A 23811-nucleotide genomic window follows, 5' to 3' on the forward strand; every position below is an offset into this window, starting at 1 on the left:
CTCGCCCAGTTGTATTTGCTTTTTCTTATCTGCCTATGCTTATTGCGCTAGCTGACGGCTTCGATCAAGTTGCCGCCGTCGATGACGATCATGCCCCGGCAATAGGCCCTCATCCGGTCCTTGATCTTCTTGAAAAACAGCGCCCGCTCCTTGCGCTCCTCCTGCGTCTCGTCCTCGTGATCGTCAGGCGCGTGATCCGTGACCAGCACGAAAGGCCGCCTCTCCTCCAAAAGGGCCTCGATCTGGTCGTTGATGGAGGTTTCTGCATCGGCATCGGTGCGGATGAAGACGACAGGCAGGCGGGAACGATCGAGAAGCATGGGGCAGCGGCCTTTCGAAATGGAAGCAAGTGAGGAGAGACTAGCATTCCGCGCAGGCGCCGGATTTCGCGAAGCTGCCAACAAATGCCTGATATCGGCCAAGTTTTGCGTCAGTTCATTGACTTGAAGGTCTCAAAGATCAGCGCTCTCAGCCAGCGATGAACGGGATCAGCATCCATCCGCGGATGCCACGCCTGGACGATGTCGAAACCCGGCACGGCGACCGGCAGCTCGAAGGTCCTGATCTGGCTTGTTGCGGCGGATCGGCGATAGGAATTCGGGATCGCGCCGATCAGATCGGATGCCGCCGCAACCGCGATGACAGCTGGAAAGCTTGGCACGATCAGTCTGACATCGCGGCAGACGCCGAGTTCGGCGAGCGCCCTGTCGACCGGACCGGTAAAATCCGCGTGCGGTGAAAAGAGCACATGGCCCCAGGCGGCATAGTTTTCGACCGTGATCTCATCCGCATCGAAAATCGGGTGTCCTGCTCTTGCAAGACCCACATACCGGTCTGCGAAAAGCGTCTGGCAACGCAGTTCCCCGCTTTCAGTCGGCAGGACGCCGATATCCAGATCCACGGCCGCGTCTCTCAAGGATTGAACGTCCTTGTCCGATCGCGGCGCAAACCGAAGCCTTATTCCTGGCGCGGCGTTCGCAACGGCAGCGCTCAGGCCCGCGGCAAAGATGAGCACGAATGCCTCATTGGCACGGATGGTGAAATCGCGGCGCACCTCGCGGATTTCCACTGATGACGGCGGGCTGAGCACCGTTTCCACGGCGTCTTTCAACAAATGCACGTCTTCGGCAATCGCCAGGGCATGGGGCGTTGCCACCATCCCGCGCCCCGCCGGCACAAGGATCGGATCGCCGAGCGCCGCCCTCAACCGTGACAGTGTCCGGCTCATGGCTGATGTACTGAGGCCAAGCCGGCGCGCGGCGGCCGATACGCTTCTCTCGCGCAGCAGCGCATCCAGTGCCACCAGGAGATTGAGGTCGAGATCGGACACGGCTCCATTTACTCACGTATGGCGCCTTATGCAACAGTCGTTTGATTTTGTTGCGTCTGGCGCTCGCTGTCAGCAGGGCCTAACTAGTCGGCCATCCGATAACGATTGGGAGTTTCTAAATGTCCCTCGCCTCCACCGCACCGATTTCTCAGGATGGTCCGGCATCGCCTCGGCAGTACATGGCCATCGCACTCATACTTCTCGCAGCAGTTCTCGTCGTTCTCGATGGAGCCATCGCCAACGTCGCCTTGCCGTCGATCGCGCTCTCGCTGCACGTGGAAGCGGGCAGCACCGTATGGGTCGTCTCCGCCTATCAGCTGGCCGTGCTGGTCGCCCTTCTTCCCTGCGGCGCACTCGGGGAAATCTATGGCGCGCGGCGGGTCTTCCTGATCGGCGTCGCACTGTTTACCGCCGCTTCGGCTGCCTGCGCCTTCGCGGGCGACCTCTCCTTGCTGATCCTTGCCCGTTTCGCGCAGGGCCTCGGCGCGGGCGCGATCATGGCGCTCGCCATGATGAACCTGCGCTCGGCCCTGCCGCAGCACATGCTGGGTCCGATCATCGGCGTCAACGCCATGGTCATCGCGATTTCTTCCGCTGCCGGTCCAGGCATTGCCGGCGCCATCCTGTCCGTCACGACCTGGCCCTGGCTCTTTGCGGTCAATATACCGCTCGGCATCGTCGTGCTGCTCAGCGGCGGTCTTTTGGAGAAGATGCGGGGCACGAAGCGAAAGCTGAACGCCAAGGCTTTGCTCGCCAACACGTCGATGTTCATCCTCTTCTTCTGCGGCACCGACCGGATAGCGACTGCGCCGGCAAGCGGCGCGGTGCTCATTGCCGCCTCGATCGCCTGCCTTGTCCTCCTGCTGCGCCTGGAGCGCAACAGCGACGCCCCGATCATTCCGACGGATCTCCTGGCGGCACCTGCGTTCCGCGTGGCGGTCATCGCCTCGGTATCCTGCTTCTGCGGCCAGATGCTGAGCTACATCGCGCTACCCTTTTATCTCCAGCGGACGTTGCACATGGCCCCGGTTCTGGCCGGTCTCTACATGATGCCCTGGCCGGTTGCGACTGCGATCATCGCGCCATTTTCGGGACGTCTGGCAAACCGCGTCAAGACCGCATGGCTTTGCGCGACAGGCGGCGCGCTGCTTTCTGTCGGCCTGCTTGTGGCAGTTCTCGGCCCGCCCGATCCGAGAGGCATCGCGTTTCTGGTCGGCACTGTCATCGCCGGCCTGGGTTTCGGCCTGTTCCAGACGCCGAACAACCGCATTCTACTTCTCTCGGCGCCGAAAGCCAGAAGCGGCGCGGCAGGTGCCATGCAGGGCACCGCACGGCTTCTCGGCCAGACGCTCGGCGGAATCTCCATGTCGCTCATCTTCGCGACATTGCCGCAATCTGCCGCGCTGGAATTTGCGGTCGTCCTGTCGGCCGGCTGTGCGGCAATTGCGAGCCTGGTCAGCCTGAGCCGCGCCCGCTACGAACTGGCAGGACAACAGGGAGAGAGAGGACGATGAGTATCCTGTCCCGGCGCTAAAGCATCCGTTCGTTCCCCGTTAGAACGACCCCGCAGGACCCTCAACCTCACACGCCGACAGCAGCATTCCGAACAACCAGCTCAGCCCGGCATCCAGCATTGCGGCGCGCGGGGCAACGGCGCTCAGCCGGAAACGCGGCAGCGGCAAGGGAGCATCGACCGTCACCAGGCCAAAGCGCGGCGCGTAGAGTGCGGCGAAGCGGCGGGGAACGGCAACCAGCAAGTCGCTCTCGCCGGTGACGGCGAGCGCGAACATGAAGTTCGGCACCGTCAGCGCCATCCGCCTGTTTAAGCCCCGCTGTTCAAGCGCCGTGTCGACGAAACCGTGCGGATCACCCCCAAGTGACACGACCAGATGCCGCATTCCGATATAGCGCTCGAGCGTCGGTTCCTGCGCGAAGGCATGGCCGGCGCGCATGGCGATGACGAAATCCTCTTCGTAGAGCGTCAGACTATGAAAGCGCGCCGGGATGTCACCGGAAGGCACGATCGCAATATCCATGGCGCGGGCTTCGAGATCGGCAAAGGCGTTGCGCCACGCCCGCGCCAGCGCGCTTTCGCCCTGCTCCGGCAGCAGCTGGCGTATGCTGATATCGATCCCAGGCGCCGACTTTTCCAATCCGGCAAGCAGCGCGGACAGGAAGACGGCGGAAACGCCGTCCGGCGCGCCGAGCGTGAACCGGCGGCTCGACCGTGCCGGATCGAAGGGCTCGGCCGTCGAAATCACGCTTCGCACCCTGGCAAGGATTTCGGCAACCGGCGCTGACAGTTCCATCGCCCGGGCCGTCGCCACCACGCCCCTCGGCGTCCTCACGAACAGCGGATCGTGGAGCATGCGCCGCAGGCGGCCGAGCCCGTGGCTGACGGCAGATGGCGAGATATTCAGCCGGTCGGCGGCGCGGCCGACATGGCCCTCCTCGATGACGGCTTCGAAAAGCACGAGGAGATTGAGATCGGCGCGCGAAAGATCAGTTTCATTCAGCATATCGCTGAAATCATATCATTAGCCTCAGCATCAGCAAACTGGCATGTCTGAGGCACGGGGCGTCGCAGCCGCGTTTTCGAACTCCAGCCTTGCAGAGGAGCATGCCATGTCACCGTCTCGCCGATCCCTTCTCGTCGCCGGCCCGGCCGGTCTTGCCGGTCTTGCCTCCCTCGCCGCCGGCGCAGCCAGCAGCCGGGCATCTATGCAGGCGGCCGATCTCGCCCTGATCTCGGAGGAAGCCAATGCCGCGCTGATGCGGGGCGATGTCGCCACCTACCGGATGCTGGTGCCGCGCACCGAGAATTTCACCCTGATGTCACCTTTCGGTGGCCCGCCCTCGCGCGAGGCAGACATTACCGAGAAGACCTGGGATGGCATGAGCCGCTTCTTCAGGAACGGGACGCTGAAACAGGAGCTTATCCAGACCTATGCCGGCACCGATATGATCGTGCTTGTCACCGTCGAGCGCGCCAATGTCGAAGTCGGCGGGCTGCCCGCACAGGACTGGGCGCTGCGTGTCACGCTCGTCTACCAGCGCGAGGGCGGAGAGTGGCGGCTTGCGCACCGCCACGCCGATCCACTGCGCCATGCCATCACCCTGCAGCAATCGGCAGCACTCGGGCGCGGGGCATAGGGGAGCGATCCCCCACCTCCTCATTCCTGTGCTTGTCACAGGAATGAGGAGGTGGGGGCGGGCCGCGCCACCAGCCCTGCCCGCTCCCTATTCCGAATTCATTTGCCTGATACCGCGTCTCTGAACTGCGCCAGATCACTGTTGAAGCGCGGCGCTTCCTCCAAAAATGGCGCATGCCCCGACTTCGCATAGATCTTCGTCTGAACGGCCGGATTAAGCGCCCGCGCTCTTGCGATGCTCGGTTCAACATTGACCAGAACGTCCTTGCCGCCATAGAGCAGCAGGACCGGCACGCGCGCCTTGGGCAGACCCTCTGCGGCGGAAACGGTCATCGAGGGGACGGTCCGCGTCATGATCCACGAGGCCATCGCGGCATTGGATAGCAAGCGTTCGAAGGTTGCCGTGTCGGGCTTCGTGGCAAAACACAGAGCCAGGAAGGTGTTCACCGCATCGAGGTGCTCCTTAAGCTCGTCCGAAGCCATGCCTGCATAGACTTCGGGGTGCGCGGTGATCAGCGCGGCATTGAGCTCGATGACGCCGTCGACATAGACGATCCCGCCAAGGCCGTCGTCTCCGTAGCCGGCAAGATAGTTGGAGATAACCACGCCACCGAGCGACCAGCCGACCAGGACAGGCTTTTTCGCACCCGTCGCCTTCAGGACCGCCGAGAGATCGTCCGCCCAGCGGCGCCCGTCACGATAGGCTTCGGCATCGTCGGGCTTGCCTGACAGGCCATGGCCGCGCATGTCGTAGCTGATCAGCCGGTAGTGCTGCAGTTCGGGGCTGGCGACCTGCATGTCCCAGTTGAGATGGCTGCCGAGCAGGCCATGGATGAAAACGATCGCCGGCCCGGCGGGATCGCCCGACTCCTGCACGGCGATCTCGACGCCGTCAGGCGCCTTCACCGTGTAGTCCCTCTCCGCCGCCATCGCCATGGAAGACAGGCCCAGCAGCAGGACGAAAACCCAAATTGCATGCATTGCTCTTATCATGCCAAAATCCTTATGTTTAGCGATCACTACAAACTAACGGCTTGCTTTTTGCTGTCAAGACGTCTTTAGTGATCACTATGGATAAGGTTGTGAAAACACGGCGCGGCGGTCCGCGAACCTTCGACCGGGACGAGGCGATCGACATCGCCATGCGCCTCTTCTGGAGGCACGGATATGAAGGTGTTTCGCTGAACGACCTGACGGCCGCAATCGGTGTCGCGCCCCCAAGTCTCTATTCGGCTTTCGGCAGCAAGGCGGGGCTCTACCGCGAGACGCTCGATCGCTATCTCGGCCTGCCCCGGGCGTTACAGAACATCAAATCCACCACAACCCTTCAGGAGACGGTCGAAGCCATGCTCCACAAGGCAATCGATGCCGTTACCGACCCCGCGGCGGAGCGCGGCTGCATGATCTCGAGCGGCATGATCCAGTGCGGGCCGGATCATGCGGAACTGGCCCGCGAACTGGCGGAGCGCCGAAACGAGATGCGTGACATGATCGCGGAAACGCTCGGGCGCTGGCTCGATCCGGACCGCGCCATCTCTCTCGCCCGCTATCTCGTCGCCGTCCTGCAGGGACTGTCCATCCAGGCACGCGACGGCGCCTCGCGGCAGGAATTGCGGCAGGTCTCGGACGAGGTGATCGCGGGCGTGAAGGCGCGAGGCTTCGGCTGAAACGGCGCAACTGCCGCAGCGCCGTCAGCGGCCTTCATGTCTCTTTCGCATCCTCGTCGTCAGCCGCTTTCGGCTTGCGGGACGAGCGCAGGTTATCGAAGCCCATATAGTGGTCGGCGTCGGACGTGTTCCATTTGCCGGCCAGATAGATGATCGTTATGGCCACGGCGAAGATGAGCAGGACATAGAGCGCTTCCATATCTTGGATGTAGCGCGCATAGCAGATCTGAATAGGATCAGGCGATCGCCAGTTCCCCGGCGGGTGCCGCGCGATAGGCTTCCCGGCCTGCGACCCAGGTGCGGCGAACGGCGGGGGCTGCACCTTCAGGCCAGTCGACCAGCACGAGATCCGCCCGCTTGCCGGCTTCGATGACGCCGCGATCGGTGAGTCCCGAGGCGCGCGCCGGATTATCAGAGACGAGTGGCCAGAGCGCATGGAGCGGCGCCACGCCATCGGCCTTCAGCCTTGCAAGCCCGAGCAGCATCGCCGGATAGTAATAGTCCGAGGCGAGAATGTCGCAGAGCCCTTCGCGGATCATGTCGGCCGCGCCGATCGAGGCGAGATGGCTGCCGCCGCGCGTCGCGTTCGGTGCGCCGAAGACGATGAAGTCGCCGGCATCGCGCGCAGCCCGCGCCACCCGCCGGTTCATCGGGAATTCGCAGATCCGCGCGCCGCGTTGGCGGAAGAAATCGCGCGTTTCGATCTGGCTGTCGTCATGCGACAGCATCGGCGCGCCCGCGGCCTTTCCAAGTGCTGCCACGTCCTCAATTGCTTCAGGCACCTGCGGCCGGCGCTCCCACATGTTGCGCACCAGCGCCACCATGTCCGGCACCGGGATTTTCGCCCGCTTGGCGCGTTCCGCCATCTTCTCGGCGAAGGCAGGCGTTTCGGGATCGACTGTCGGGAAGGCCGGATCGAGGTCGAACGGCCGCTCCTGCAACGGGATCGACGGATGCAGCATCACCATCGACGTGTGATCATTGAAGGCAATCGACGGCAGGCGCGGGCCGGCAAGCGCCTCGCGGATGAGCTCGACCGCCTCGAAGCAGAAGGTTTCCCAGCGCAGCTGCACGCGATTGTCCACCGTCAGCCGCGGGGTCAGCGCATCGAGAGCGCGCACGATGGCATAACCGGTTTCGACCGAGCGAAGCCCGGGCTCCCAGCTCAGCGTCAGCGCATGATAGGCCGTCGCAATGCCGTTGGCGGCAAGCTGCCGGTCGGTTTCGAGCAGCGCGGCAGGAACCGGCAGCATGGTGCCCGGCCGCGGCATGACCTGCCGCTCGAAGGCATCGCCATGAATGTCCACGAAAGCGGGCCCAAGCAGATGGCCGCGTCCGTCGATGCTTTCGGCCCCGTCGCGCGCGCCGTCTATATTGGTGATCCGGCCGTCTTCGATCCGCACGGAAGCGGTCTCCAGACGGTCGCCGAATACAACGGTTGCGCCCTCGATGATCACGGCCGGATTGTTCTGCATGGTTCTCATCCCAGGAAAAAGAAGAGGCGCGGCAGCCGAGTCACCGGCTGCGCGCCATCAGCCGCTTCTAACCAGCCGACATGACAGATTTGCGACCGTCGCGGAACACCTCCGATCAAATATTTGAATGACAGACATCGACGGGACGCAATTGGTCGCGACCTCTTGCTCTGCTACCAGAGAGCCGATGACCACACGCTCGAAAACCCCACTCCTGTTCGTCCTGATCGCCAGCGGAACCGTTCTCGGCATTGCCGGGACCGACCTGGTGCTTCCGGCCGTCCCAAGCCTGCCGGGGCAGCTTGGCGGAAGCATCGAGATTGCACAGCTCGTGCTTGCGGCTTACGCGTTCGGCACGCTGGTCGGGCTGCTTGCCTTCGGCGAACTGGGCGCGCGGTTCGATCCGCGCAAGCTGCTGATCTGGTCGCTTGTTTTGTTCGGGCTTGCCTCGCTTGCAGCAGCGGAATCTCCTTCGATCGAATGGCTGATTGCCCTGCGTTTTGCCCAGGGCGCCTTCGGCTCCGGCCCTGCCGTCTTCGCGCCCGGCTTCATCCAGGGCCTCTATCCGCACGACAAGGCGGCGGCCGCCATGGGACGGCTCGGTTCCGTTGAGTCCCTGGCGCCGGCGCTGGCCCCGATTGCCGGAGCCTGGCTCTTGGAATTTGGAGGCTGGGAGATTTCCTTCGTGCTGCTGGCGGCGCTTTCGGCGCTGATAGCAGCGGCCGTTTTCCGGCAGCGCGCCCATTTCCCGCGGCCGCGCCAGATGGAAGATCACCACAGCTATCTCTTCATTCTGAAGAATCTCGAATTTCTCTTCTACGCGCTGAGCCAGGCCCTGTCGCTGGGCGCGCTGCTCGTCTTCGTCTTCGGCCTGCCGGCCGTGCTCACCGGCCCGCTCGACAGGGGGATCGAGGACTTCGTCATCCTGCAGGTCTGCGGCATCTCTATGTTCATCCTGGCCGCGAATTCCTCCGCACGGCTGGCCGCTAAATTCGGCACGCTCAAGATAATCCGCACCGGCACGGCGATCATGCCCTGCGCCTTTCTGGCGATCTTCGCCTACGCGCTCACGGGCTCAGGCAGCCTTTACGTCCTCGTGCCGCTCTGGGCGGTCTTGAACCTCGGCTTCGGCATCCGCGGGCCGATCGGCTTCCATCGGGCCATATCGGCTGCCCGCGGCGATCATTCGCGCGCAGCCGCGATCGTTATCGCCGCGATCCTCGGCATAGCGGCACTGGGAACGACCGCCGTCGCCCCATACATCTCCGTCGGTCTCTGGCCGCTTGCGATCGCCGGTGCCGTGATCTCGGCTCTCGCAATGCTGTCACTGGTACCGCTCAAGAGCCTTGATTGAAGGCCGCTCGCGGGAACATCGTGATGTCGTAAACTTTCGCGATGTCTTACGTCATTCAGTCGTTACCGTCAGGGATATCGCCAATGGGATGGGAAGCACTCCGGCAATGGGGTGAAGACGCGGTTCGCATCGAACCGCTTAGGGGTGGAGTTGCCAACGACGTGTGGAGTGTCCGCATCCGCGGGCAGATCGCGGTCGGCCGTCTCGGCTCCAGGACCGACGCCGATCTCGCATGGGAAGCCGCTCTGCTCCAGCATCTCGACCGGGAAGGCATGACCGTTCCAGTGCCGATCCCGACGACTGACGGCCGGCTGTTCGTGGACGGTCTGGTGGTGATGAAATACATGGAGGGCGGACCGCCCGAGACACAGTCCGACTGGCGTCGCGTCGCCGATACACTGCGCGAACTGCACCGGTTGACGCAGGGCTGGCCGCAGCGCCCAGGCTGGAGATCGTCGACCGACCTCCTGCATGCCGAAACCGGCACGAGGATCAACCTTGCCGCAATGCCGCCCGAGGGCGTTGTCCGGTGCCGGGCAGCCTGGGCGCGGCTGGCAGGGCGTCGGACCTGCGTCGTCCACGGCAATCCAAACAGTCCTGGCAACGTCCGCATAACCGCAGATCGGGTCGCGCTGATCGACTGGGACGAGTCGCACGTCGACGTGCCCGACCTCGACCTGGTGCTGCCCGGCAACGCTGCCGGTCTCGACGACGGCGCGCATGACATCGCCGCACAAGCATCAGCCGCATGGGAAGCCGCCATCTGCTGGCAGGACGAGTACGCGGTCAGACGGCTTGCCGAGGTTCGCGCAGTCTGAGCAGCTTCGGCGGATCAACGGGGAGATAGCCCTCCACGGCGGCAGCTTTACCGAGGCACAGATCCAGGTATTGCTGCTGACCAACGCCGTGACGAATGGCTGCGAGTGGGCGGTCGGCTTTCATTCGTTCCTGGCCATTTAGTTGCCGGATGAGAAATCGGCATAGGCCCAGCCTCGTTGCCCCTTCTTACAAAGGCGGCAAGCGCCGCTTGACCGAGGTTCCCTTGATGACCGCCGTGCTCGTGACGGCGTGCTCGGAAAGCGCTTCCAGAACGTCGTCCATCTGTTCGATCGTATGGACCACCAGGCGGGCAAGAAACGGGTCATCGCCTGTGATCTTGTCGCATTCGATAAATTCCGGCCGCTCCTGAATGAGCCGCTCGACCAGGTGCAGCTTGCCGGGGAGCGGTCTGATCCTGACCATCGCCCTTATTTGATAACCGATCGGACGCGTATCCACATCGATGGTGAAGCCCTTTATGACGCCGGCAGCTTCCAGTTGCCGAACGCGCTCGGATACGCTCGGCGCGGACATGCCCACGAGCCGAGCGAGCTCGCTCATTGACAAGCGGGAATCGGAATCGAGCGCGGAAAGGATGCGCGCGTCCGTCGCATCGAGCGTCGACTTTCCGATTTGAAGGTTATGAGGTGCTTTTGCCTTCACCATGGCAGGCAATCTAACTACATTGTCCCAGCATTTCCATAGAAATCGCCCCGGTCGAATGCATGATGGTTTCAACAGGAGACAATCATGCTGCTTGGGATCATCGCCGGCCTGACCACGTGCGCTCTCTGGGGGCTCACCTTCGTCGCTCCGCGTGCCGTTGCGCCTTTTACGCCGTGGGATTTGACCATCGCTCGCTATTGCATCTTCGGTTCGGCCTGCCTGTTGCTCATGGCCGACCGACGATTCCGGCCCGCGGGCATTGCCCCCTCGCGGCTCCTGACCGGGCTGCTGCTCGGCGGAGCGGGATATGTCGGCTATTTCGTCAGCGCCGCCTTCGCGGTTAAGCTCTCAGGTGCAGCGGTGCCGCCTGTTATCGCAGGCACAATGCCGATTTTCTGGCGATCATCGCCAATTTTCGGGATCATTCAGCGCCGTGGCCTTCTCTGACCGTGCCCCTGTGTCTGATTGCCTCCGGCGTGGCGATCGTGAACGTCGCCGCGATAGGCGCGGCCGACCTCGCAGATATGACGTCAGTTCTGCTCGGCATTGTCGCCAGCCTGGCCGCACTGTTGATCTGGATTGCCTACGGGCTTGCAAATGCCGCAGTCATGCGATCGGCAGATCCGCCCGATGGCCTGCAATGGACAGGCATCCAGGGCATTGGCGCGGCGATCGGCAGCCTGCTGCTGCTGCCGTTGGCTTCTTTCGAGCCGGCCGATGCCGCATCCACTTATCGTTTCGTTGCATGGGCATTGGTCATGGGGCTTGCCGGTTCGTGGTTTGCGACCTGGTGCTGGGTCGTCGCTTCCCGTCGCCTGCCGTTGGCGCTCTCGGCCCAGCTCATCGTTGCAGAAACTGTTTTCGGCCTTGCCTATGGCTTCGTGTTCGAGGGCCGGCTTCCACATCCGGCAGAAGCAATCGGGGCGCTTTTGCAGGTCTGCGGCGTCTCTTCCGCCATCGCAGCTTTTAGCAGGAATCGGCCAATGCCAAAGAGTGAGCAGAGCCAGGCATTGCCAGTCACGCAGCGGTGACGGACCGAGAAGTTACCAAAATCCTAACGTGTTGATTTGTAAAGCTGTTACATTTGAAGTTCTTGTTGCCGTCCGGCAACAACCCGTCGTCTTGGACACAATCGGGGTCGCTTTTGTGATAAGCTCATCTTGCGGGACAGGCCGAACCCGCGCACAAAAGCACATCCTTTAATCGTATTTATATTAGCAACAACTTCATGAGAGGCCACATGAGCGTTGTCGGGACTTTTGACAAGGCAAGACTTTTCACGGGCGTTAGCCTCACGGCGCTGATGCTGTGCTATTGCATCTCTTCCCCGGCATGGGCCGGCAGCTATCCCGTAAACAGCGACGCCGCCCTGCGTGCCGCCATCCAGACGGCCAATGCCGATGGCGACGCCAATGCGACGATCGTCATGACGGGCAATTTCTCCATTTCTACGACGGCACTGCCGAACCCGACGAAGCCGATCACGATCGATACCAACGGTTTTGTCCTGACGAACACCTACGATCCGACAGCCGGCACCAGCAGAGGCACGCTCACCATCCAACAATTGGCCGGCGCGAATGTCCCCGTCACGTTCTCGGGCACCTTGGTGGGAGCAAACGCCGGTGCAGCGGCCACGACGGCAGGACAAATCGGCGTCGCCGCTACTGCCACCAAATTCACCAATGATGGATCGATCCGGGGCGGAAATGGCGGTGGCGGCGGCGGTGCCGCAGCTTCAGGCGGCAGTGGCGTGCGTGTGCAGACGGGCTCGTCTCTCACCAATAACGGCACCATCGTGGGCGGCGACAGTACGTCGGCTGGCGGTGGAGCGGGCGTCGCCTACGGCAATGCAGTGGGCGGTCCCAATACCATCCTCAATATGGGGACGATCCGCGGAGGAAACGGGCCGACCAACGGGACTGCAGGCGGGGGTTCCGGCATTCTCGCGCAAGGAGGAAATGCGGGACAGATCGTCAATTCCGGCACGATCGAGGGCGGAACGGGTGCCGCTGCCATCGTGGCGTCGAACGGAATAATAAACCTCGATATCGTCAATAGCGGTACGATCCGGGCAGGCGCCGGCCAGGCGAACGCGATCACCCGGTCACTGGCGGCAACAACGGGCAGGCTGACACTCGAACTGCAACCGGGCTCGGTGATCGAAGGCAATGTCATCGCCGGCGCAGTGCCGACAACAGACGTGCTGCGTCTCGGCGGCACCGGCAGCGACAGTTTCGACATATCGAGGATCGGCGCTGCGGCCCAATACCAGAACTTCGACACGTTCGAAAAAACCGGCAGCAGCACCTGGCTGCTGACGGGCGTCGGCACCGCCACGACCGACTGGACGATCTATGACGGCACGCTGCTCGTCGGCGATCATAGCGCGCCCGCCAGCGTCATCGGCGACATCACCAATTTCGGCACGCTCGGCGGCAGCGGCACGATCTTTGGCGATGTGACGAGTTCCGGCACAGTCGCCCCCGGCAATTCCATCGGTACGCTGACGATATCAGGCAACTATACCGGCAACGGCGGCACGCTTGCGATCGAAAGCGTGCTCGGCGGCGATGCCTCGCCGACCGACCGCCTTGTCGTCACCGGCAACACTGCGGGCATGACCAACGTCAAGGTCACCAATCTCGGCGGCGGCGGAGCGCAGACCGTCGAGGGCATCAAGATCGTCGATGTCGGCGGCACCTCGGCCGGGAGCTTTTCGCTGCTCGGCGACTATGTCTTCCAGGGCGATCAGGCCGTTGTCGGCGGTGCCTACGCTTACCGGCTCTATCAGAACGGTGTGTCCACCCCGGCCGATGGCGACTGGTATCTGCGCTCGGCACTGACCAATCCGGCCACATCAAGCGCACCCACGGCACCGCTCTATCAACCCGGCGTTCCGCTTTACGAAGCCTATCCGCAACTCCTGCTTGCCCTGAACGGACTGTCGACGCTGCAACAGCGCCTCGGCGACCGCTATTGGCATGGAGATAGCGCAGCGGCATTGGCCAAAGGACCAGACAATGTCTGGCTGCGCACCGAGGGCACGCATGCGAGCATAGAGCCCGACAGCAGCACCACCGTCGACAGCTACGACTACAACCTGTTCAAGCTGGAGGGCGGTCTCGACGGCGAGCTCTATCAGGACAAGGCCGGCCGGCTGATCGGCGGCCTGACCGTCCATTACGGCACGATATCAGGCGATATCGACTCCCTCTACGGCAATGGCGATATCGACACGACAGGCTTCGGGCTAGGCGCCACGCTCACCTGGTATGGCGACGACGGCCTCTATGTCGACGCGCAAAGTCACGTCACCTGGTATGACACCGACCTCAAATCCGATCTCGTCGACGGCGCCATGGAAAGCGGCAACAATGGCTTCGGCTATGCGCTGAGCCTGGAGACCGGCAGGCGTTTTGCGGCCTCCGGCCCGTGGTCGATCACGCCGCAGGCCCAGCTCGTCTATTCCTCCGTCGACTTCGACACGTTCAACGACCGCTTCGGCGCACGGGTGTCACTCGATGACGGCGACAGCCTGCTCGGCCGGCTTGGCGTGGCGCTCGACCGCGAGGAAACGATGCAGCGGGCCAATGGCCAGACGGCACTGGCGAAAATCTACGGCATCGCCAATCTCTACGGCGAGTTCCTGGATGGCACGGCGGTCGATGTCTCCGGCACCGGCTTCGAAACGAAGAACGATCCGGTCTGGGCGGGACTGACCCTCGGCGGTTCCTACACCTGGAACGACGATCGCTACTCGCTCTACGGCGAAGTCGCGGCAAAATCCTCGCTGAAGGATTTCGGCGACAGCTATGCGCTCAGCGGCACCGCGGGCTTGCGGGTGAAGTGGTAAGCGTGGCGTCGTCCAGGGGATGGGTTCTTCCTGCCTATCTGGTTTTACTTGCTAGTGGCGCTGGGATGTAGCGGCGGAGGCAGGCTCCTGTTTCGATGCGGCTTCCTGGACGGGGCATTGAGGGCATCGCTCCTCCGTCACCAAGTCAGAAACGAGCAAGTAGTGCGCCCGCGGTCCCTCATCCGGCCCTTTGGGCCACCTCTCCCCGTTGGGTAGAAGGGGGAACTCGCGGCGTAGCTTGCAACGAGAGACGCTTTGAGACAAGCGAGGCGTTGCAACGACACCCCTTCTCCCCTTGGGGAGAAGGTGCCCGAAGGGCGGATGAGGGGCCACGCGCACCGCCTTGCTCGTTTTCTGACTTGGCAAGGAAGGTCGGGGTTTCTGCAGTCACCCTCACCCTCCCGTCAAAACACCCCGCCCCCAAAAACCTCCGCAAGCACCCGCGTCCCCATATCCGCCTCCTCCTCGGAAAGCCCAGAGAACCCGAAGAGCAGCCGCGACCGATCCGTCGAGACCACATTCATGCGCGACAGCGGCATCACCACCACGCCCCTCTTCAGCGCCGCAGCGGAGACGGCGGTATCATCGTCCCAGCTGCCAGTGCTCCTGACCGTGAGATTGATACCCTGATCCGGCAGCAGTACCGCCACATGCTCCGCCAGCCGCTGCTTGAGAAACCCCGCCAGCAGATCGCGCGACGCTCTCAGCCGTTCCCGCAGCCGCCGCAGATGCGCCGGAAAATACCCCTCCTCCAGAAAATCGGCGATCACCCGCTGCTGGAAGCTCGGCGGGCAGCGGTCGACGGCGGGGCGCACGGCGCGGAAGGCGGGCACGAGATCGGCGGGGACGACGAGATAGCCGATGCGCAGGCTCGGCAGCAGCGCCTTGCTGAAGGTGCCGGTGTAGAGAACGCGGTTTGCCTTATCGAGGCCGTGCAGCGAGGCGATCGGGTGGCCCTGGTAGCGGAATTCGCTGTCGTAATCATCCTCGATGATCCAGCAGTCATTCTCTTCGGCATAGGAAAGCAGCCCAAGACGGCGCGAGAGCGAGAGGACGGAACCGACCGGATACTGGTTGGAGGGCGTCACATAGAAGGCGGCGGGCGGCCGCAGCGTGCTGTCGAGCAGCCTGCTGATGTCGATGCCATCGGCATCGACGGGCAGGCCGACGACATCGATGCCGTTCAGGACAAGGCATTGCCGGGCCGGCGGATAGCAGGGATCTTCGACGACGGCCGTATCGCCTGATGTCATCAGCACGCGGAAGGCAAGGTCGAGCGCCTGCTGTGTTCCCGCCGTGATGAAGATCTGGTCGGGGCTGCAGCGTACGCCGCGCGAGACGGCGAGATGCGCGCTGATCGCCGCTCTGAGCCGCAAGTCGCCCTGGATATCGCCATAGCCTTCGAAAGCGTAGTTCATATGCCTGACGGCGATGCGGTTCAAAAGCCGCGCCGTGCGCTCGTCATGGGCGATGCGACCGGTAACGAATGGCAGCGCCTTCTGCGGCTCGAGGCTTGGCCCGCGCGTGAGGATCGAAGTCGCGGCCGCCGACACGCTGCGGCGGACGGGTGGCGCACCCTTCCCGTCAATGTCACCGGTGCGAGACACGCCTTCCGGGATCGTCGACGCGATATAGGTCCCGGAGCCATGGCGGGCGACCGCAAAACCCTCCGACATCAGGATCTCATAGGCTTCCGCGATGACGCCGCGCGAAATGCCCCATTCCGTTGCGGCAATCCGCGTTGAGAGTAGCCGCTGCCCGGCAGCCAGCCGCCCTTGGGTAATGGCATTCCGTAACGAGAGGTAAAGCTGTCGCGGCAAGGGTGCCGATGACGAGGGATCGATATCAGGCTGGAATGTCGCTGATGGTCCTTCGCGTCTTCTCACAATAGTCACCGGCTCTCTCGCAGCCATTCAAGTGGCTCATTCCTGTGGTTCATCGCACTTCACGCAATCCAAGTGGCCCACAGGATCACGGCAAAGTGGCTCTGTAAAATAGAGAAAAATTGCATTTAATGTAAGCCACTTTCTAGCGGGATTCGCCTTGCATTGCCTGACGGAGACGACATGAACCAACGGAGCCTCGACGTGCCCTATTTCAGCCAATGGGAAACGCCCGAGATGACCTTGCCTGTGCTGGCCGAAGGTGCTGCTGCCCTGCACCGCGACCCGCTCTGGAGGAATTCCGGCGCCGAGACGATCGAGGAATATGCGCGCTGGGCGGTGAATATCTGCGGCATGGCCTGCCTGAAGATGATCCTGGCCGCTCGCGGCGAGGCCCATCCGATCCTTTCGCTCGCAAGGGCCTGTACCAGCTATGGCGGCTATGTGATCAACGAGGCGGACGCCTCCATCAAGGGGCTGATCTATGCCCCCTTCGTGACCTTCGTGCGCGAGCGCTTCGGGCTTGCGGCCGACGTGAGGACAGAGGTGCAAGCGGAAACCATTCCCGAACTCCTGGCAGACAAGAGCTTCTTTATCGCCTCCGTCAGCAGCGCCATCCGCTGGCCGGAGCGCGCGCCGCCGGGCAAGGGCGGCCATCTGGTGCTGGTGACGGCGGCCGATGACGAGAGCGTGCGCTTCCACAACCCATCCGGCCATGACCGCGCCAGCCAGGCCGATGTCACCCTGCCGCTTGCCACATTCGACCGCTTCTTCGCCAACAGAGGCATTGCAGTCGGCTTCTAGTTTTTGTTTTCAGGAGAATTTCAATGAGCCCTTCCCCATCCAGGCTGCGCATCGCCGTGCTCTTCGGCGGCCGCTCCAGCGAGCACGATGTTTCCGTCATGTCGGCGACCAATGTGATGCGCGCCCTCGATCCGGAAAAATACGACGCCCTGCCGGTCTTCGTCACCCGCGAAGGCCGCTGGCTGCAGAGCCGCCTGACCGGCGGCGAACTTGAGAAGCCGGAGGCCGGCACCGAACTCTGCCTCGTGCCCGGCGGGCGTGGCCGCCTGCTGGCGATCGCACCGGATGGAAAGATCACTGAGGCGGGCAGAATCGACATCGTCTTCCCGGTGCTGCACGGCCTACATGGGGAAGACGGCGCGGTTCAGGGCCTCTGCCAGGTGGCGCGCGTGCCGCTTGCCGGCTGCGGCATCCTGGGCTCGGCAACGGCGCTCGACAAGGATATCGCCAAGCAGCTCTTGAAGGCCGCCGGCCTGCCAGTCGCGCGCTCGGTAACGCTCGATCAGGCAACGCCGCCGGCACTCGAAACCCTCGAAACCGAACTCGGCCTGCCGCTCTTCATCAAGCCGGCCCGCCAGGGCTCCTCGGTCGGCGTGCGCAAGGTCTCCGGCAGCCAGGAATTCGCCCCGGCTCTGTCAGAGGCTTTCAGCCACGACCGCAAGCTCCTCGCCGAAGAATTCATCGCCGGGCGCGAGATCGAATGCAGCGTGCTGGAAGACGCAAACGGCGGCCTCTTCGTCTCCCGCCCCGGCGAGATCGCGCCCGCCGAAAGCCACGGCTTCTACAGCTACAACGCCAAATATATCGACGAGAATGGCGCGGCCCTGAAAGTGCCCGCCGACCTGCCCGCCGCCGTAGAGGAGAAGATCCGCGCCATGGCCGCCCGCGCCTTCCGCGCGCTCGGCTGCGATGGCATGGCCCGCGTCGATTTCTTCCTGATGGAAGACATGCGCTTCGTCGTCAACGAGGTGAATACCATTCCGGGCTTCACCGATATCAGCATGTATTCCAAGGCGATGGCGGCGAGCGGTGTGGCTTACGCCGAGGTGATCGACCGGTTGGTGGAACATGGGCTGGCGCGAGGGGCGTGAGTTCTGCCTTTTAGAAAAATACCCCTCCCCACAGGTGGGAGGGGCTAACCTGTGGCACCGCCTCGCTCCTCGCGGGTGTAGCCGGACGCGAGAAATCGGAATTTTGACACCAGGTTCCGGAATTTTCAAATCGCGTTGAAAGGCCTTCGAAGTGCTTTAAAACCTTTTGCGTCCCCTCAGAATCTCCCGCTCATCTCCGATGACCTTTCACCGGCACCGTTGTGCAATGAGGAATGCGGCAGCACGGAGACGGGCTGCACAGTTGCTATGTACGCCATCGCACCAACGGCGATCTCCTAGCACATCGGACCTTAGTCCGATTGATGAGCGGATGCCGCCCGCTAAGTCCAATATTTCGGGTTTTAGCGGGACACTATGCCAATTACCGAGTCAGATCGAATTCTATTCAACCGTGTCTGGGCTCTCGGTGCCCAAGCGGTCAAAGACAATCGTATTTCTACGCTGCGGGATGTTACTCTTCATACTCCTACGCTGGAACAATACCAGGATGGCCACGGCCAGCAGATGACTGATATGATCAAGGTCGTTCAGCTAGGAATTTCAAAGCTTCGCAACAGCGGCGCACTCGTCGAATGCGCTGAGCCCAGCATGCCTCCATCCGCGCGTCGCGCCAGCACCAGGTAATCATGATGAGAGCGCGTTACATCCTATTGCTGACTGGTCCGACGAACCGAAAATCAGTCAAAATCCCCTGTCGCTTGTAATTCGCCAAGATCACCTGCCGCTGAAGAGGCAGGGTAAGACGCTCAGCCACTCAGCTTGTCAGAATGACAGCTCTTTCGCTTGCGCATTGATCTTCTCACAGGCATCCCCCAGCGGATCGCGCATCGGCACGAGCGGCGAAACAGCAAGCAGTAGAAGCGCCTTTAAGTGCTTCCAGCCGCCTTCCTCGCCCAGCACCGGGGCATAGGATGTCATCGCGGTGGGTTTCTCGCCATAGATGCGCTTGTACTCCGCGAAATTGGAGAAGGCTTCGTCGCTGTTGTCCAGGAGACGGAAGCTTTCGGCCGCGGCACCTTCGGCGAGGATGGCTTCATGCGTATCAAGCAGGACGGCGTAATATTCGAGCGGCGCGTCGTCGGCCGGAATGACCGGTGCGATGGTCGTGCCGTTCACGAGATGCTTCACGCGGATCAGAACGCCGTTCAGAAGCAGAGCGTGATCCGGCGACAGGTAGAGATCGGAATGTGGCGTGCGGCTATCCAGCGCATGGCGGGAGATCCGGACCGGCACAACGCCTTCAAGCCAGCGCGCGCTGCTCTTCTTAAACGTCTGGCGGCCAACCCATCTGATCGAGCGGACGCTCCCGTCCGGCAGGGCAACGCAATCGCCGATGCGCAGATCCTCGACGGGCTTTTCACCGCAATCCGTAAGGATCGCCGTTCCCCGCAGGAAGCAATTCGCACCGCCGCTACCAGAGGCTCCATCGGGACGACTGCCATGGGTGCCTCCATGTCCGCCCCACCAGCCTCCGTGTCCACCAGATCCGCCCCTCCCCCAACGATGCCCCATCGCACTCGCAGGCGACGAGGAAATTGCCGCTGCCAGAACTGCCAAGCCGGCAATCCTAGCCCCCGCGGCGGCGGTAACACCTAGAAAATGTCTGCGCGCGACATCGCGTGGCAGCTTCGGATCTTCCGTCGATGACATAGCGGGTGTCCTTTTTGAAAACAGTAACACCGACAAATTTTACAATAGGTTCAACGACGGGCAATTTGGCAGAACAGCGGTGGTGTCTACCGAAAAGGAAGGGTGCATTCACCGGACTTTGGTCCGATTGCAGACTTCGGTGCGTGCCCCGTTGCGGCCCGGCCGGCGCCATAAAGTCGGTAGGAATAGGGTGGCTCTCCCCGTCCGGGAGTCGCCTTTTCGACGCTTATTGAGCGTCGGCGATCCGCTTTCTGCGCCGATCACGGCGTTCACGCAGGACCATATGAAGGGCATCGAAAAAAGCACGCGCCTCTACTTTTGTTTTAAAATATTGTTCGGCAGCGTCGAAAAGCTCTCCGAGATCGACATCGGTACGGTCGGCCATCCGCCTTCGGATGAAGACAATAAGCAATTGGTCCATCACACGTCCCCCAGGCCAGCCAAAGCAGAATTGGGTTGCCGCGGCCCGGACCCAAACGAATGTGCCGATTTTTTGTTCCCGCTAGCACGCGCTGGGAACAAAGGGATCGCCCGGCGCCGGCACCACAGGATGAATTCGAGCTGCGGCTTGCCGGTGACGGTGAGCTGTTGCGGGTGGCCCTGCACGATCCGCTGGTCGAGGTGAAACAAAATCCCGACCGCTTTCGCGTTCCACCCGCTGAGAAAGACGACCTGGTCGCCAAACGCCGCCAACAGGCAGCCATTGCGTGGTATCGCCAGGCTACATTGTCCTTCGCAATGCCGGTGACGCTTGTTTCGATCGACGACGACACGTTTATCGAAACTTCGAAGAATCCATGGAGCCAAGTGCCCAGCGATGGCAGCGGGCCTGCGGCTATCAAACGCTATTGGATGAGATGCCCTGAAAACTGACCTGCTGCAATCGTCGCCATTCCAGTCGGAGATCCTGCAGCGGGAACGCAGGATGGGCGGGTCTGCCGTCATCTCCTTGTGCCTGGAAACTGCCTGGGAACTAATGACGGACGGGACTGTTCGAGCTATGACGTTGAGACGACGCTGAGTCCCCGGCTGTCTGGCCCGGCTGACTGGGCAAGCGGCCCTTTTTTTTGAGGAGCCTCTCATCATGAAGATTTCGTCCGGATTTCGTTCGCTCGCCGTTGCCGCCATTGCTGCCGCGGGAGCTAGCTTTGCCAGCGCCGCGCATGCGGACAGCGGTACGATCCGCTTCGCCGTCTACAAGGCCGCCTTCTTCGTCGGCGGCTCCGGAGGCGACGGCACGCTGACCTTCCATGGTCGCCGATACCCAATTTCGATCGGCGGCATCTCGGGCGGTCTCGCCTTCGGTGCTTCCAAGACCTATTTCAAAGGTACCGTGCGCCACATACGCCGCGCCCAGGATGTGACGGGCGTGTACGGCGCAGCGGGCGGTGGTGGCGCGCTCGGCAAAGGAGCCCAGGTGATCGTCATGACCAATGACAAGGGCGCCCAACTCGAATTGACAGGCAAGCAGGTAGGCCTGCAAATCAACGCCGATATCAGCGGTATGAGCATCACGGTGAAGTAAGATCCTCATGCTTGCGCCAGGGACGGTCGTTGCCGAACTGACATCCCTGGCGCGCCCGTTCACGCGGAAGCATCTGCTACGAAGTCCGTGTCATCGTTCGCGGCCACCGCCGGCTTGATCACTCAACCGGGCTCACAGTCGGGATTGGATAATGCCTTACTTCATACTCTTCGATCAGCAGGAGAAGCGCTGCGCATTGCCGACGAGATGATCGTTTAAATCACAGCTCGATCCGAAATGCGGATCGGCGGCACGACCTTATTTCCACGCCGGTTCGTTCTTCTTCTCGTAGTCGCCAAACGCCTTCTTCAACCCGCCCAGCACTTCGGCGGCGGTTTCGAACATGGCCTTCAGCTGCGGTTCGTCGACCTTTTCGATGTCTGCCCGCAAATGATCCATGATTTCCTGAAGGCGCAGCTGCATTTTCTGGGTGTGGTGACGCGGATCGCGATCGGCTTCGCTGACCATTGGTATTCTCCCATGGTTCGTTTCGATGAACCGCCAATCCGTTTGACGGTTGCAGGTCAAACTCTTTGGCTTTAGTCTCGGTTCCCGATATCGCTTTTCGAGAGTGAGGGTTATCGTGTGGTGATCGATGGAACATCAGGATCTTCTTTCCGGCTTTATCCGCCTCCACGTCCTGCATCATGCGGCCGAAGGCGATCTTCATGGTCTGTGGATGATCGAGGAACTCGCTCACCACGGCTACAAGGTCTCGGCCGGGACGCTCTATCCGATGCTGCACGCCATGGAGAAGAAGGGATATCTCACCTCGCGAATGGAGCGGGTGGGCCGGACGCGCCGGCGGATATACAATGCCACGCCCTATGGCGTGGCAGCCCTGAAGATCGCCAGGGAAAGAGCCAGGGAGCTGTTTCGTGAGGTCGTCGGCGCAGGCAATTCATGAAGAGGCGGTCAGCCAGCCGCATGGCACGCCCGGCGAAGTGTTTTTCGCATTCCTGAAGCTCGGGCTCACCTCGTTCGGAGGCCCGATCGCGCATCTCGGCTACTTCCGCGACGAACTGGTCGTTCGCCGCAAATGGATCGACGAGACGGGCTATGGCGATCTCGTGGCGCTCTGTCAGTTCCTTCCCGGTCCCGCCTCGAGCCAGGTCGGCTTTTCCCTCGGCCTTTTGCGCGCAGGCCCCCTCGGCGCATTGGCCGCCTGGGCAGCCTTCACGTTGCCATCCGCAATCCTGCTGGTGATCTTCGCAATGGCGGCGACAGCTTTCGACGGGCCGACGGGAGCCGGCCTGTTGCACGGGCTGAAAATCGTGGCTGTCGCAGTCGTGGCGCAGGCGGTCTGGGGAATGGCCAAAAGCCTGACGCCCGACCGGGAGCGTGCGGGCATCGCGCTCGCAGCCGTCCTCATCGTCACCTTCTCGGCAGGGGCGATCGGGCAGATCGCCGCGATCTCCGTTGGCGCCCTCGCCGGCCTCGCACTTTGCCGCAACGGCCCGGTTACGGGCGAGACGCACCTGTCTTTCCGGGTGTCCCGCTCCTTCGGCACTGCCAGCCTTCTCGCCTTTTTCGTCCTGCTCGGCAGCTTGCCGGTCATCGCCTCGGCATTGGGTTCGCAAGGCCTGTCGCTTTTCGATGCCTTCTACCGCTCGGGCGCACTGGTCTTCGGCGGCGGTCACGTCGTGCTGCCTCTGCTGCAGGCGGAAGTGGTCAATCCCGGCTGGATGTCGAATGATACGTTCCTGGCAGGCTATGGTGCCGCCCAGGCGGTTCCGGGGCCGCTGTTCACCTTCGCCGCCTATCTCGGCGCCGCCATGGGGCCTGCTCCGAACGGTCTTCTCGGCGCAGCCATTGGCCTGATCGCGATCTTTCTGCCCGGCTTCCTGCTGCTGCTCGGCGCCCTGCCCTTCTGGGACAGCTTTCGCAAGCGCCCGACAGCACAGGCTGCGATGCGCGGCGCCAACGCCGCCGTCGTCGGCATTCTCGGGGCGGCTCTCTATAGCCCCGTATGGACGAGCGCCGTTCTTGCGCCGCGCGACTTTTCGCTCGCACTTGCCGGCTTTCTGCTGCTCACCGTCTGGAAAGCCCCGCCATGGATCGTGGTCGTGCTCCTGGCTGCCGCCGCCACGATCCTCGATCTTGTCTGAAGGAGGAATTGCTATGGCCACTGTCAGCGTTCGTTATATCGTCGACGATGTCGACGCCGCGATTGCATTCTACACGCAGTCGCTCGGCTTCGCGCTCACCATGCATCCAGCTCCGAGCTTCGCCATGCTGACCAGAGGCGATCTTCGCCTGCTGGTGAACGGCACGACCGGGCCAGGCGGCGCATCCCAGCCCATGCCGGATGGACGCCGCCCCGAACCCGGCGGCTGGAACCGCATCCAGCTGGAGGTCGACAATATCGAGGACGAGGTCGCACGTCTGAAGGCTTCAGGCGCGAAATTTCGCAACGACATCGTGGCTGGCATGGGCGGCAAGCAGATCCTCGTCGACGACCCTGCGGGCAATCCCGTCGAATTGTTCGAGCCGCCCAAGAAATAAACGAAGCAATTCG

26 protein-coding genes are annotated in these 23811 nt (G+C 62.5%); 15 read left to right on the top strand and 11 right to left on the bottom strand.

The window, feature by feature from the left end:
* Nucleotides 1–47 precede the first annotated feature (47 nt).
* Together FHT92_RS09220 and FHT92_RS09225 are read right to left on the bottom strand one after the other, a co-directional pair.
* Nucleotides 48–320 (bottom strand): hypothetical protein, encoded by a 273-nt coding sequence (locus tag FHT92_RS09220; RefSeq protein WP_183824097.1) that lies wholly within the window; start codon nt 318–320, stop codon nt 48–50.
* A 110-nt stretch (nt 321–430) separates the two neighbouring features.
* Nucleotides 431–1330, bottom strand: a complete 900-nt coding sequence (locus FHT92_RS09225) for a LysR substrate-binding domain-containing protein (protein ID WP_183824099.1) — start codon at nt 1328–1330, stop codon at nt 431–433.
* A 179-nt stretch (nt 1331–1509) separates the two neighbouring features.
* Here FHT92_RS09225 and FHT92_RS09230 point away from each other — a divergent pair, with 179 nt between their 5' ends.
* On the top strand, nt 1510–2844 hold the full coding sequence (locus tag FHT92_RS09230) for an MFS transporter (protein WP_183826177.1): 1335 nt from the start codon (nt 1510–1512) through the stop codon (nt 2842–2844).
* A 39-nt stretch (nt 2845–2883) separates the two neighbouring features.
* On the opposite strand, the gene FHT92_RS09235 is transcribed toward FHT92_RS09230, so the two are convergent.
* Nucleotides 2884–3849, bottom strand: coding sequence for a LysR family transcriptional regulator (locus FHT92_RS09235; protein ID WP_183824101.1), 966 nt, complete (start codon nt 3847–3849; stop codon nt 2884–2886).
* 43 nt (nt 3850–3892) lie between these two features.
* Between FHT92_RS09235 and FHT92_RS09240 the strand changes: the two genes are divergently transcribed.
* Nucleotides 3893–4483 carry a DUF4440 domain-containing protein gene (locus tag FHT92_RS09240; RefSeq protein ID WP_246735192.1) on the top strand — a complete coding sequence of 197 codons (591 nt, stop codon included), beginning with the start codon at nt 3893–3895 and terminating at the stop codon, nt 4481–4483.
* 98 nt (nt 4484–4581) lie between these two features.
* Here the strand turns inward: FHT92_RS09240 and FHT92_RS09245 are convergent, their stop codons facing one another.
* Entirely contained in the window at nt 4582–5475 is an 894-nt protein-coding gene (locus tag FHT92_RS09245) for an alpha/beta fold hydrolase (protein ID WP_183824103.1), read from the bottom strand.
* Between the two features lie 77 nt (nt 5476–5552).
* Here FHT92_RS09245 and FHT92_RS09250 point away from each other — a divergent pair, with 77 nt between their 5' ends.
* Nucleotides 5553–6149 carry a TetR/AcrR family transcriptional regulator gene (locus FHT92_RS09250; protein WP_183824105.1) on the top strand — a complete coding sequence of 199 codons (597 nt, stop codon included), beginning with the start codon at nt 5553–5555 and terminating at the stop codon, nt 6147–6149.
* A gap of 34 nt (nt 6150–6183) precedes the next feature.
* On the opposite strand, the gene FHT92_RS09255 is transcribed toward FHT92_RS09250, so the two are convergent.
* Together FHT92_RS09255 and FHT92_RS09260 are read right to left on the bottom strand one after the other, a co-directional pair.
* Nucleotides 6184–6348, bottom strand: a complete 165-nt coding sequence (locus FHT92_RS09255) for a hypothetical protein (RefSeq protein ID WP_183824107.1) — start codon at nt 6346–6348, stop codon at nt 6184–6186.
* Nucleotides 6349–6385: 37 nt separating this feature from the next.
* On the bottom strand, nt 6386–7624 hold the full coding sequence (locus tag FHT92_RS09260; protein WP_183824109.1) for an alpha-D-ribose 1-methylphosphonate 5-triphosphate diphosphatase: 1239 nt from the start codon (nt 7622–7624) through the stop codon (nt 6386–6388).
* Between the two features lie 187 nt (nt 7625–7811).
* On the opposite strand from FHT92_RS09260, the gene FHT92_RS09265 reads away from it, so the two are divergent.
* Complete coding sequence (locus FHT92_RS09265) at nt 7812–8978, top strand: MFS transporter (protein ID WP_183824111.1); 1167 nt, start codon at nt 7812–7814, stop codon at nt 8976–8978.
* Between the two features lie 83 nt (nt 8979–9061).
* Nucleotides 9062–9796, top strand: coding sequence for a phosphotransferase enzyme family protein (locus tag FHT92_RS09270; protein WP_183824113.1), 735 nt, complete (start codon nt 9062–9064; stop codon nt 9794–9796).
* 187 nt (nt 9797–9983) lie between these two features.
* Here the strand turns inward: FHT92_RS09270 and FHT92_RS09275 are convergent, their stop codons facing one another.
* A complete protein-coding gene (locus tag FHT92_RS09275; RefSeq protein ID WP_183824115.1) occupies nt 9984–10463 on the bottom strand; it encodes an Lrp/AsnC family transcriptional regulator in 480 nt (159 codons plus the stop codon).
* An 84-nt stretch (nt 10464–10547) separates the two neighbouring features.
* On the opposite strand from FHT92_RS09275, the gene FHT92_RS29220 reads away from it, so the two are divergent.
* From FHT92_RS29220 to FHT92_RS09285, 3 genes are all read left to right on the top strand, one after another.
* Complete coding sequence (locus FHT92_RS29220) at nt 10548–10910, top strand: EamA family transporter (RefSeq protein WP_246735194.1); 363 nt, start codon at nt 10548–10550, stop codon at nt 10908–10910.
* A 38-nt stretch (nt 10911–10948) separates the two neighbouring features.
* On the top strand, nt 10949–11494 hold the full coding sequence (locus FHT92_RS29225) for a DMT family transporter (protein ID WP_312858756.1): 546 nt from the start codon (nt 10949–10951) through the stop codon (nt 11492–11494).
* 209 nt (nt 11495–11703) lie between these two features.
* A complete protein-coding gene (locus tag FHT92_RS09285) occupies nt 11704–14319 on the top strand; it encodes an autotransporter outer membrane beta-barrel domain-containing protein (RefSeq protein ID WP_246735196.1) in 2616 nt (871 codons plus the stop codon).
* 404 nt (nt 14320–14723) lie between these two features.
* On the opposite strand, the gene FHT92_RS09290 is transcribed toward FHT92_RS09285, so the two are convergent.
* Entirely contained in the window at nt 14724–16205 is a 1482-nt protein-coding gene (locus tag FHT92_RS09290; RefSeq protein ID WP_183824117.1) for a PLP-dependent aminotransferase family protein, read from the bottom strand.
* 180 nt (nt 16206–16385) lie between these two features.
* Between FHT92_RS09290 and FHT92_RS09295 the strand changes: the two genes are divergently transcribed.
* Nucleotides 16386–17006: a C39 family peptidase gene (locus FHT92_RS09295; RefSeq protein WP_183824119.1), complete on the top strand. Its 621-nt coding sequence runs from the start codon at nt 16386–16388 to the stop codon at nt 17004–17006.
* Nucleotides 17007–17029: 23 nt separating this feature from the next.
* A complete protein-coding gene (locus FHT92_RS09300) occupies nt 17030–18097 on the top strand; it encodes a D-alanine--D-alanine ligase family protein (protein WP_183824121.1) in 1068 nt (355 codons plus the stop codon).
* Between the two features lie 783 nt (nt 18098–18880).
* On the opposite strand, the gene FHT92_RS09305 is transcribed toward FHT92_RS09300, so the two are convergent.
* Both FHT92_RS09305 and FHT92_RS09310 read right to left on the bottom strand, forming a co-directional pair.
* The gene (locus FHT92_RS09305; protein WP_183824123.1) at nt 18881–19768 is read right to left on the bottom strand and encodes a Hint domain-containing protein; all 888 of its coding nucleotides are present in this window, start codon (nt 19766–19768) and stop codon (nt 18881–18883) included.
* Nucleotides 19769–19994: 226 nt separating this feature from the next.
* Entirely contained in the window at nt 19995–20189 is a 195-nt protein-coding gene (locus FHT92_RS09310; protein ID WP_183739195.1) for a hypothetical protein, read from the bottom strand.
* A gap of 59 nt (nt 20190–20248) precedes the next feature.
* On the opposite strand from FHT92_RS09310, the gene FHT92_RS09315 reads away from it, so the two are divergent.
* Together FHT92_RS09315 and FHT92_RS09320 are read left to right on the top strand one after the other, a co-directional pair.
* Nucleotides 20249–20641 carry a hypothetical protein gene (locus FHT92_RS09315; RefSeq protein WP_183739198.1) on the top strand — a complete coding sequence of 131 codons (393 nt, stop codon included), beginning with the start codon at nt 20249–20251 and terminating at the stop codon, nt 20639–20641.
* A gap of 211 nt (nt 20642–20852) precedes the next feature.
* On the top strand, nt 20853–21293 hold the full coding sequence (locus FHT92_RS09320) for a hypothetical protein (RefSeq protein ID WP_183824125.1): 441 nt from the start codon (nt 20853–20855) through the stop codon (nt 21291–21293).
* Between the two features lie 258 nt (nt 21294–21551).
* On the opposite strand, the gene FHT92_RS09325 is transcribed toward FHT92_RS09320, so the two are convergent.
* The gene (locus FHT92_RS09325) at nt 21552–21761 is read right to left on the bottom strand and encodes a hypothetical protein (RefSeq protein WP_183824127.1); all 210 of its coding nucleotides are present in this window, start codon (nt 21759–21761) and stop codon (nt 21552–21554) included.
* Nucleotides 21762–21888: 127 nt separating this feature from the next.
* On the opposite strand from FHT92_RS09325, the gene FHT92_RS09330 reads away from it, so the two are divergent.
* The 3 genes from FHT92_RS09330 to FHT92_RS09340 are packed head-to-tail and all read left to right on the top strand — an operon-like array spanning nt 21889 to nt 23798.
* Nucleotides 21889–22200, top strand: a complete 312-nt coding sequence (locus FHT92_RS09330) for a PadR family transcriptional regulator (RefSeq protein WP_183824129.1) — start codon at nt 21889–21891, stop codon at nt 22198–22200.
* Nucleotides 22172–23401 carry a chromate efflux transporter gene (gene chrA / locus FHT92_RS09335; RefSeq protein WP_183824131.1) on the top strand — a complete coding sequence of 410 codons (1230 nt, stop codon included), beginning with the start codon at nt 22172–22174 and terminating at the stop codon, nt 23399–23401. Before FHT92_RS09330 ends, chrA begins: the two co-directional genes overlap by 29 nt.
* Before the next feature lie 13 nt (nt 23402–23414).
* On the top strand, nt 23415–23798 hold the full coding sequence (locus FHT92_RS09340; protein ID WP_183739212.1) for a VOC family protein: 384 nt from the start codon (nt 23415–23417) through the stop codon (nt 23796–23798).
* Nucleotides 23799–23811: the final 13 nt, after the last annotated feature.

The organism is Rhizobium sp. BK377, assembly GCF_014193935.1.
GTDB lineage: Bacteria > Pseudomonadota > Alphaproteobacteria > Rhizobiales > Rhizobiaceae > Rhizobium.